At 71.5% G+C, this 7,029-nt stretch carries 12 protein-coding genes; 2 read left to right on the plus strand and 10 right to left on the minus strand.

Annotation, left to right across the window (positions count from 1 at the left end; all coding sequences use genetic code 11):
- From CHF15_RS45585 to CHF15_RS43605, 8 genes are all read right to left on the minus strand, one after another.
- A partial coding sequence (locus CHF15_RS45585) for a hypothetical protein (protein WP_220093410.1) occupies positions 1-225 on the minus strand: 225 nt, incomplete at its 3' end.
- Positions 226-471 (minus strand): hypothetical protein, encoded by a 246-nt coding sequence (locus CHF15_RS43575; RefSeq protein ID WP_089229493.1) that lies wholly within the window; start codon positions 469-471, stop codon positions 226-228. It lies immediately after the preceding gene.
- Entirely contained in the window at positions 468-1,151 is a 684-nt protein-coding gene (locus CHF15_RS43580; RefSeq protein ID WP_089229494.1) for an IS3 family transposase, read from the minus strand. Before CHF15_RS43580 ends, CHF15_RS43575 begins: the two co-directional genes overlap by 4 nt.
- The gene (locus CHF15_RS43585) at positions 1,151-1,450 is read right to left on the minus strand and encodes a transposase (protein ID WP_089229495.1); all 300 of its coding nucleotides are present in this window, start codon (positions 1,448-1,450) and stop codon (positions 1,151-1,153) included. The genes CHF15_RS43580 and CHF15_RS43585 overlap by 1 nt, the downstream gene beginning before the upstream one ends.
- 98 nt (positions 1,451-1,548) lie before the next feature.
- Positions 1,549-2,235: a hypothetical protein gene (locus CHF15_RS43590; protein ID WP_089229496.1), complete on the minus strand. Its 687-nt coding sequence runs from the start codon at positions 2,233-2,235 to the stop codon at positions 1,549-1,551.
- Between the two features lie 57 nt (positions 2,236-2,292).
- On the minus strand, positions 2,293-4,131 hold the full coding sequence (locus CHF15_RS43595; RefSeq protein WP_410169696.1) for a zinc metalloprotease: 1,839 nt from the start codon (positions 4,129-4,131) through the stop codon (positions 2,293-2,295).
- Positions 4,132-4,198: 67 nt separating this feature from the next.
- Positions 4,199-4,411, minus strand: a complete 213-nt coding sequence (locus CHF15_RS43600) for a hypothetical protein (protein ID WP_018563646.1) — start codon at positions 4,409-4,411, stop codon at positions 4,199-4,201.
- A 46-nt stretch (positions 4,412-4,457) separates the two neighbouring features.
- On the minus strand, positions 4,458-4,673 hold the full coding sequence (locus tag CHF15_RS43605; RefSeq protein WP_179280271.1) for a hypothetical protein: 216 nt from the start codon (positions 4,671-4,673) through the stop codon (positions 4,458-4,460).
- 361 nt (positions 4,674-5,034) lie between these two features.
- Here CHF15_RS43605 and CHF15_RS43610 point away from each other — a divergent pair, with 361 nt between their 5' ends.
- Complete coding sequence (locus CHF15_RS43610) at positions 5,035-5,295, plus strand: hypothetical protein (protein ID WP_089229501.1); 261 nt, start codon at positions 5,035-5,037, stop codon at positions 5,293-5,295.
- A gap of 296 nt (positions 5,296-5,591) precedes the next feature.
- The gene (locus tag CHF15_RS45415; RefSeq protein WP_179280272.1) at positions 5,592-5,960 is read left to right on the plus strand and encodes a hypothetical protein; all 369 of its coding nucleotides are present in this window, start codon (positions 5,592-5,594) and stop codon (positions 5,958-5,960) included.
- A 101-nt stretch (positions 5,961-6,061) separates the two neighbouring features.
- Here CHF15_RS45415 and CHF15_RS43620 read toward each other — a convergent pair whose 3' ends face one another.
- Both CHF15_RS43620 and CHF15_RS43625 read right to left on the minus strand, forming a co-directional pair.
- Entirely contained in the window at positions 6,062-6,322 is a 261-nt protein-coding gene (locus tag CHF15_RS43620) for a hypothetical protein (RefSeq protein WP_089229501.1), read from the minus strand.
- A 285-nt stretch (positions 6,323-6,607) separates the two neighbouring features.
- The coding region (locus CHF15_RS43625; RefSeq protein WP_245939382.1) for a helix-turn-helix domain-containing protein at positions 6,608-7,029 on the minus strand (422 nt) is incomplete at its 5' end.

The following is a 7,029-nucleotide window of genomic DNA, read 5'->3' on the forward strand; positions in this document are numbered from 1 at the left end:
CGACACGTCGCCGCCCTCGTCGAATCCCTCCTCCGCAGCTCCACCCCGTCCTAGCCGGCCCGCGGAGCGGCAGCGGTGCAGGAAGCCGCTCCGGTCGAGGCCGCACAGCGAGGTCATCGGTTCGGCCGGCGGCCGGTCGAACCGGGGCGCCGTCAGCGCTCCGAGCAGTGCGCGACCGTACGCGAGGCGCGGCAGCAGGCGCCCCGCAGGGGTGGTCCCGGACATTCAGCACGCCGCCGGTCTGACGACGCGCAACCACGCGATGACCGCGTTGACGGTGGCGTAGTCGAGTTCGGCGATCCTGGCGACGGCGTCCGCGTCGTCCCGGCGGACCGGGACGCCGGCGGCGTCGAGGGCGCAGTGCAGCATGACCTGGTGCGCCTGGGTGGGCGGCAGGGTCTGGCCCGGACGGATCTGGGAGCGCAGCAGGTAGGAGATCGGCAACGGGGGCGTCGGTCGGTCCACGGTCATACTCGGATTCCCTCGAAGTAATCGGACAGGGCTGTGGTGAGGTCGAGCCGGCTGTGCCATTCGCGGTGGTCCAGGAGTTCGGTCCGTGCCCGGGCCCAGAAGGCTCCGATCACGGCGTGGTCGTTCCGGTCGGCGACCAGACCGGTGGGCGGTGCCAGCCCCCGGGCGTGGGCGCGTTCGGTGAAGACGAGCGTGGTGAAGCGCCCCTCGGGCCGGGGCCCGGGGTGGACGGAGTGCCGCAGCACCGCCCTGCTCAGGGCGTCCGCCGCCACGGCGGCGGCCGGTGCGGAGCCGGTGCTCCAGCCCATCAGCCGGCGGGCGTGGGCGTCGAGCACGATCACACAGAGCAGTTCGCCCTGGCCGGTGGCGAGTTCGACGGCGTCGGTCACCCAGAGCCGGTCGGGCACGCCGGGGCGCCCCTGCAGCCCGGCGCGCCGCATGAGCAGCTCCACGGTGCCGTGGCTGATGGTGACGCCGTGCCGGAGGGTGAGCTCCTCGTGGATGCGCCGGTAGCCGAAGGTGCCGCGCGAGGCGGAGTGGATGGAGGCGATGAGGTCCGTCAGCCACAGGTGCCGGGTGGAGCGGGCCGACGGGGGCCGGCCGCGCCAGGTGAAGTACCCCGATTCGGAGATGCCGAGGACGCGCGTCGCGGTCCGGATCGGGAGACCCTCACCGGCCATCACCTGCACGGCCTCGAATCGCCTTTTGGGGACACCACATCGCGCAGCAGTTCGGTCACCCGCCGGTGCACGGCGAGTTCGGTCTCCAGTTCGGTGATGCGCCTGCGGGCCGCGTTCAGCTCGCCGGCGCCCACCGGCGAGCGCCGCGGCCTGCCCAGGTGCGGCAGGTGCGTACGCCGCCACTGGTAGATCGTCTGGTCGCCGAGGCCGAGGTCCAGGGCGACCTTCTTCACGGGCTCGCCGGCGACCAGCAGGTCGAGGGCCTGGCGGCGCAGCTCGGGCGGATATCGTCTGGGCACTTCATGCCTCCGAAGGCCGGTCGTGGTCCCGGGCCGGGGACCCGTCTGGGGGTTTGGGGAGGTGAGGGACGCGCCCCCGGCCCGGAAGCGTGGGGGCGTCAGCTGACGTGGCGGTGCATGGTCACGGTGGGCCGGAACTCCCGCAGCGGGCTGGCGCCGGCTCCGGCCGGCACCGCCGCCGCGGCCCGGTCGAGGACGGCCCTGACCTCGGCGGCGAGCGCGTCCGCACGGCGCTCGATCTCCGGGACCGGGTCGCCGCACCGCCTCAGCTCCGCCACCCTGCGCCGGATGTCGGCGAGCCGGTTCCGGTCGCGGGCGCTCAGGGTGAGCGGCCGCGGGGTCGCCACGATGAACTGGTAGGCGCCCGCGAAGGTCTGGCATCCGGCGCAGTGCTGGTTGACGGCCCGGCTGATGTTCGTGGCGTTGATCCGCCGGAGGTCGACACCGGAGGTGGTGACGATCTGGAAGGACAGGGCGATCGAACGGCACGGCCGGGAGAGCGAGCAGCCGACGGAGGCGGCGACCGCCCGGTTGTGCGCGGCGGCGGCGACGAGCGGCCCGAACTCGTGGATCGAGAACTCCTCGTCGTACTGGACCGGGTGCGCCCGGTTGGCGAGGGTGTGCGCCTCGTCGACGACGGCGCCCACACTGCGGGGGATGCGCGACCCCGGTGCCGCGCCGGCCGGGGCCGCGGTGGCGAGGGCGACGAGGCCGGCGGTGGTCAGCAAGCCCAGCCGGACGGCCTGGCGGCCCACCGTGCTGGTGCGGGGCTTTCGGTGCGTCACGGACTTCTCCTGTACGGATGGAAGGAATATCGGTGGGAGGGAGGGCGCCGGCCCGCGTCAGCTGGGCAGGGGCGCGGGGAAGGACACGGTGAAGCTCGGGAGGGGGGGTTCCGAGGGCGTCGCGGAGTCCGACGGCGAGGCGGTCGGAGAGTTCTCGGACGGGCTCGGCCCCGCCGTGGCCGTGGTCCGGGTGCTGCTCGGCTCGGGTTCGCTGCGCGAGGGCCGAGGGCTCGGCGACTTGGCCGGGGAGGGACTGCCGCTCGCCGACGCGGAGGCGCCGGCGGAGCCGGACTCCGAGGGTGAGGCCGAGGGCCCGGTCGCCGAGGGCTCACCCACGGCCACGGTCACCGGGGGTGTGGTGACGCTCGGCAGCGGTGCGGGCGCGACGGGGCGCAGGGGCCGGATCTCGGGCACCCCCGGCTGCAGGATGGGGGCGATCGGCGGCTGCGGAGGCAGCGGCTTGGGGGTCACCCCGCCCACCCACGCGGCGCACAGCGCCGCAGCTCCGGCCAGTGTGGCTCCGCCGATGAGGAGCCTCAGCCGGAGATTCCCCTCCGTGGCGCGGACGACGTGGCGGACGAGCCGGCCCCCGAGGCGCACCGACAGGTACGCCGCGCCGGCCAGCGGGAAGACCAGCATGAGGCTGCCGATGACCCCGACCGTCCCCGCGGCGAACTGGCCGTCGGCGAAGGCCGAGCCGGTTCCGGTCAGCTGCTCGACCAGGGACCGCAGGCTCGTCTCGAGAAGGCGCGGCAGGTTCCACAGCACGTAGCCGAGCTCGGCGAGCAGCAGGGGCACCATCGTCAGCACCCAGACGGTGACGATGATCCGGGCGGAGCGCTTGAGGTCGGAGACCTCGGGCGGCACCGGGCGGCCCGGCAGCATGCTGCGCAGGATCGGCTTGATCTTGCCGAAGAGGTCCGGGACGCCGGCGAGGTCACCGAGGATGTAGTAGCCGTCCAGGCGGACGGCCGGCATCAGCTGCTCGATGATCTCGAAGTGGGCCAGGTAGATGGCGGCGAGGAAGAAGGACTGCCCGGTGACGAAGTAGCCACCGGCCAGGGCCAGTATGAAGACGACGTTGAAGTAGACGCCGCCCAGGTCGGTGCGCATGCGCCCGCCCCGGCCGATCCGGTAGACGTCGGTGACGTCGGTGTACATCGACGGCCAGATCAGGAAGATGCCGCAGCCGATGGCCCCGGGGCGGGCCCCGCCGTAGCGGCAGGCGGAGGCGTGCCCGAACTCGTGGAAGACGAGCGAGGCCACGGTCAGCGCGAACACCACCAGCATGAGCACCGGCTGTTCCAGCACCTGGAGCACCGGGGTCATCGCCCCGTGCAGGGCGAACAGCCAGATCTCCATGGCGACCGCCGTCGCGAGCACCAGGGCCACCACCAGGGGACGGTGCAGCCAGGCCAGGGAGCGGGCGATCCGGGCGACCTGCCGCTCGCGGAAGATGACGCGGTGGCCCTTCAGGACGAGCAGGAGGTCCGCGGTGGGCCCGGTGACCTGGTCGTCCTCCTGCCCGAAGGGGACGGTGACACCCAGCGGCTGGAGCTTGTTCTCGATCAGGTAGTGCACGTTCTCGGCGCTGACCTCACGGCCGAAGCGCCCGCTCACCCGGTGGGAGATGGCCTCCGTGTCGCGCCGCCCGTCGATGGCGCGGGCGACCAGGTACAGAAGCCGGCTCAGCTGCACGACCTGCCCGTCCCCCCGGCGGACGATGTACCGGGGTTCGGTGGTCCCCGAACCCTTGTACTCGCCGAGGAGTTGCAGGCCCGCGCCCAGCCGCGGGACGGGGAAGCCCGTGTCGAAGGGGGCGGGTCCGATCACGTCCGCGCCGTACACCGCCGTCCCCGTGGGACCGGGGCCCTGAGCAATGTGACTTTCCGTCACCGTCCTGCTCTTCCTCCCGAGACGGACCGCGCCACGACGGGCGCGGTCCGCACACGTACGGGTGTTGTTACTGGCGGATGTTGATGGCCTGGGTGGCCTCGGACTGGGCGACCGCGAACGGGGAGAACTGGTTCGCCGCGAGCGACTCGTTGTGGGCGTCGACGTGCGCGATGTTCTTGGTCACGTGCGTGGTCTTGACGAAGCTGAACTTGAGCTTGCCCAGGGCCTCGCGGCCGGGCAGCAGCTCCGCGGACTCGGCGTCGAGCTGGTCCATGTTCATGAGGGGGGATACCTTTCTCGGTATGCGGAAGGAGGTGGAGCGCCGACTACTGCTTGATGTTGATGGCCTGGGTGGCCTGCGACTGGGCGACCGCGTACGGCGACCACTCGTTGGCCGCGAGCGACTCGTTGTGGGCGTCGACGTGGGCCACGTGCTTGGTCACGTGCGTGGTCTTGACGAAGCTGAACTTGAGCTTGCCCAGGGCCTCGCGGCCGGGCAGCAGCTCCGCGGACTCGGTGTCCAGCTCACGCATGTCGAGCATTCGGGGATCCTTCGGACGAGGGTGCGGACAGGGATCGGGTCCCAGAACCCGTCCATCCACACCGGACGATCTGTCTGACGGCGTTGGACAGTAGCCGGGCACTCCGGCCCCGGCAAGCGACTCGGATCCGTGACCGTCCGTCAACAGGACGACGGCGCAAGGGAAACGACAGGTGGGAGCGCCGGCGGCGGCGTCCCGGGCAGTCGGCCCCACCCACCGGATATCACCCGAACGGGTCAATCCGCCCCCTGCCCGATCTGGGGAAGTCCCGGCAGACGGGGCGAAGCACGACGAACCGGTGGCTATCCTCTCGATCCCCGAGGCGCTTGGGCCCACCAGGCCTCCGGTGAGAGGGGTGCACGTGCTTGTCGTTCAAGGGGCGACCGCCACCGCCGTCGTCCGCCACCGGACCGGAGAGCCGGTGGTCCTGCTTTCCGGCGAACTCCCCGCGGTCCTCACGACGGCCGCCCTGAACGAACTGCTGAATCTGGCGGCGGCCGTCCTCACGGCCGAGGAGATGGCCCTCTTCCGCAGTTGCCTGACCGCACTGCGTTGCGGGGAGAAACTCCAGGAACGCCGTATCGAGGTCAGCGGCGCCGTCCTCACCGTCTACAGCAGCTGATCCGACCCGCATTCCGATTTTTTGGATTGCATTTCCCGGGGCATTTCCAAAAATGGCCGGATGAGGGCGACATGCCGAATGCGGATCACCCTGGAGAGTGTTTTCCGGATCCGTCCGGAGGGCTCGAAGAATATTCGCCGCCAAAGCTCAGAGGCGGTTTTCCGGACGCATCGGCGGCATGACGGCCCGTCACCCGTTCGGCCGCCCGTCCCCGATCGGCGGACTGAATGCCGCACGAGTCCCGAGTAACGTCTGGCGGGCCATCCGGCAATTCACCGAGTTTGAGGAGAAATGCGGTGAGAAAACTCGTTCGCGCTGCCGCAACGGCAGCACTGGCCACGGTCGCCATGGCGGTCCCCATGACGGCGACGGCATCGGCCGCCCCATCCCACTCCGCGTCCGCCAGCTACCGGAGCGCCGGCCACGGCAACTGGGGCGGGGACTACGGCCGTTGGGGCGGGGACCATGGCCGCTGGGGCGGCGACCGCGGTCGCTGCGGGCCACGCCTGTGGGGGTACGGCAGGTGGGACGATCGCCGGGACCGCGGCCGGGACCGCGGCCGGGGCCACGGCCGCGGCTACGGCTTCACCCACCAGCGGTACGACCGCTTCGGGTTCGGCCGCTCCTGGCTGGACCGCGACTGCGACTGCCGCTACCGCTACTGAACCCGCCGTCCATGACGTGGGCCCCCGGGAAGGGGACTTTCCCGGGGGCCCACCCCTGTGCGCATTCCGTTCCGCCCGCCCCGCCGGTCAGCCACTGCCGGTCAGCTGCTGTAGACGGTGAGGACGGCGCCGCTGACCTCGATACGGCGTTCCTGGAGTTTCTCCCCGCAACGCAGTGCGGTCAGGCAACTGCGGAAGAGGGCCATCTCCTCGGCCGTGAGGACGGCCGCCGCCAGATTCAGCAGTTCGTTCAGGGCGGCCGTCGTGAGGACCGCGGGGAGTTCGCCGGAAAGCAGGACCACCGGCTCTCCGGTCCGGTGGCGGACGACGGCGGTGGCGGTCGCCCCTTGAACGACAAGCACGTGCACCCCTCTCACCGGAGGCCTCGGGTCCGCGAACTCGTCCCGAGACTGGAGAGAGTATCCCCGCGCTCCCCACTCTTTGTCCGTTCTGGGTTACTTCACCACCACACGCCCCGTCAGGCACGGCATGGGCATGGCCAATCGAACGCGCGGTACCGGTCAGCGGACGGCGGCAACGGCCAAATCAGCACGCTGCTGCACCAGACGGACCGGGCCAGCCGCAGTAGGCGCCGGGCGGCGATTGGCGTTGCGATGTTCCCTGCGCCCGCGTGCGCCCCCGAAGGGTCAGCCGGACTCCGGACCGGCCTGCGACCGGGGCTCCGTGGAGCTGCGGAGGAGGGATTCGACGAGGGCGGCGACGTGTCGGCGGTCGGCTTCGGAGAGCTGCTGGACGCTGGCGATGAGGGTGGCGACCTCGGGGTCGGGGGTGGTGCCGGTGCCGTCCTCGACGTACAGGTGGATCCCGCAGGCCTCGGCCGCGGCCCGGCGTACCGCCTCCAACGGAAGTTCCAGGCCCCGTGACAGACCCTCCAGCGTGGACTGCTGCGGCATCCGGGCCACCCGCGCGGTCGTCGCCAGGTGATGCACCGTCGACCGCGGGACACCACCGCGCCGCGCCACCTCACCGTACGACCAGCCCCGCTGCTCCAGCCGGCGCTTGATCAGTTCCTGCAGTGCGTTCACCACGGGATGGATTCTTCCTGCTA

The sequence above is a fragment of the Actinacidiphila glaucinigra genome (assembly GCF_900188405.1).
Lineage (GTDB): Bacteria > Actinomycetota > Actinomycetes > Streptomycetales > Streptomycetaceae > Actinacidiphila > Actinacidiphila glaucinigra.

Coding starts and splice junctions, on each gene's coding strand:
- CHF15_RS43575 (WP_089229493.1), bottom strand. CDS start 471: ATGACCGTGGACCGACCGACGCCCCCGTTGCCGATCTCCTACCTGCTG.
- CHF15_RS43605 (WP_179280271.1), bottom strand. CDS start 4,673: ATGCTCGACATGCGTGAGCTGGACACCGAGTCCGCGGAGCTGCTGCCC.
- CHF15_RS43600 (WP_018563646.1), bottom strand. CDS start 4,411: ATGAACATGGACCAGCTCGACGCCGAGTCCGCGGAGCTGCTGCCCGGC.
- CHF15_RS43580 (WP_089229494.1), bottom strand. CDS start 1,151: ATGGCCGGTGAGGGTCTCCCGATCCGGACCGCGACGCGCGTCCTCGGC.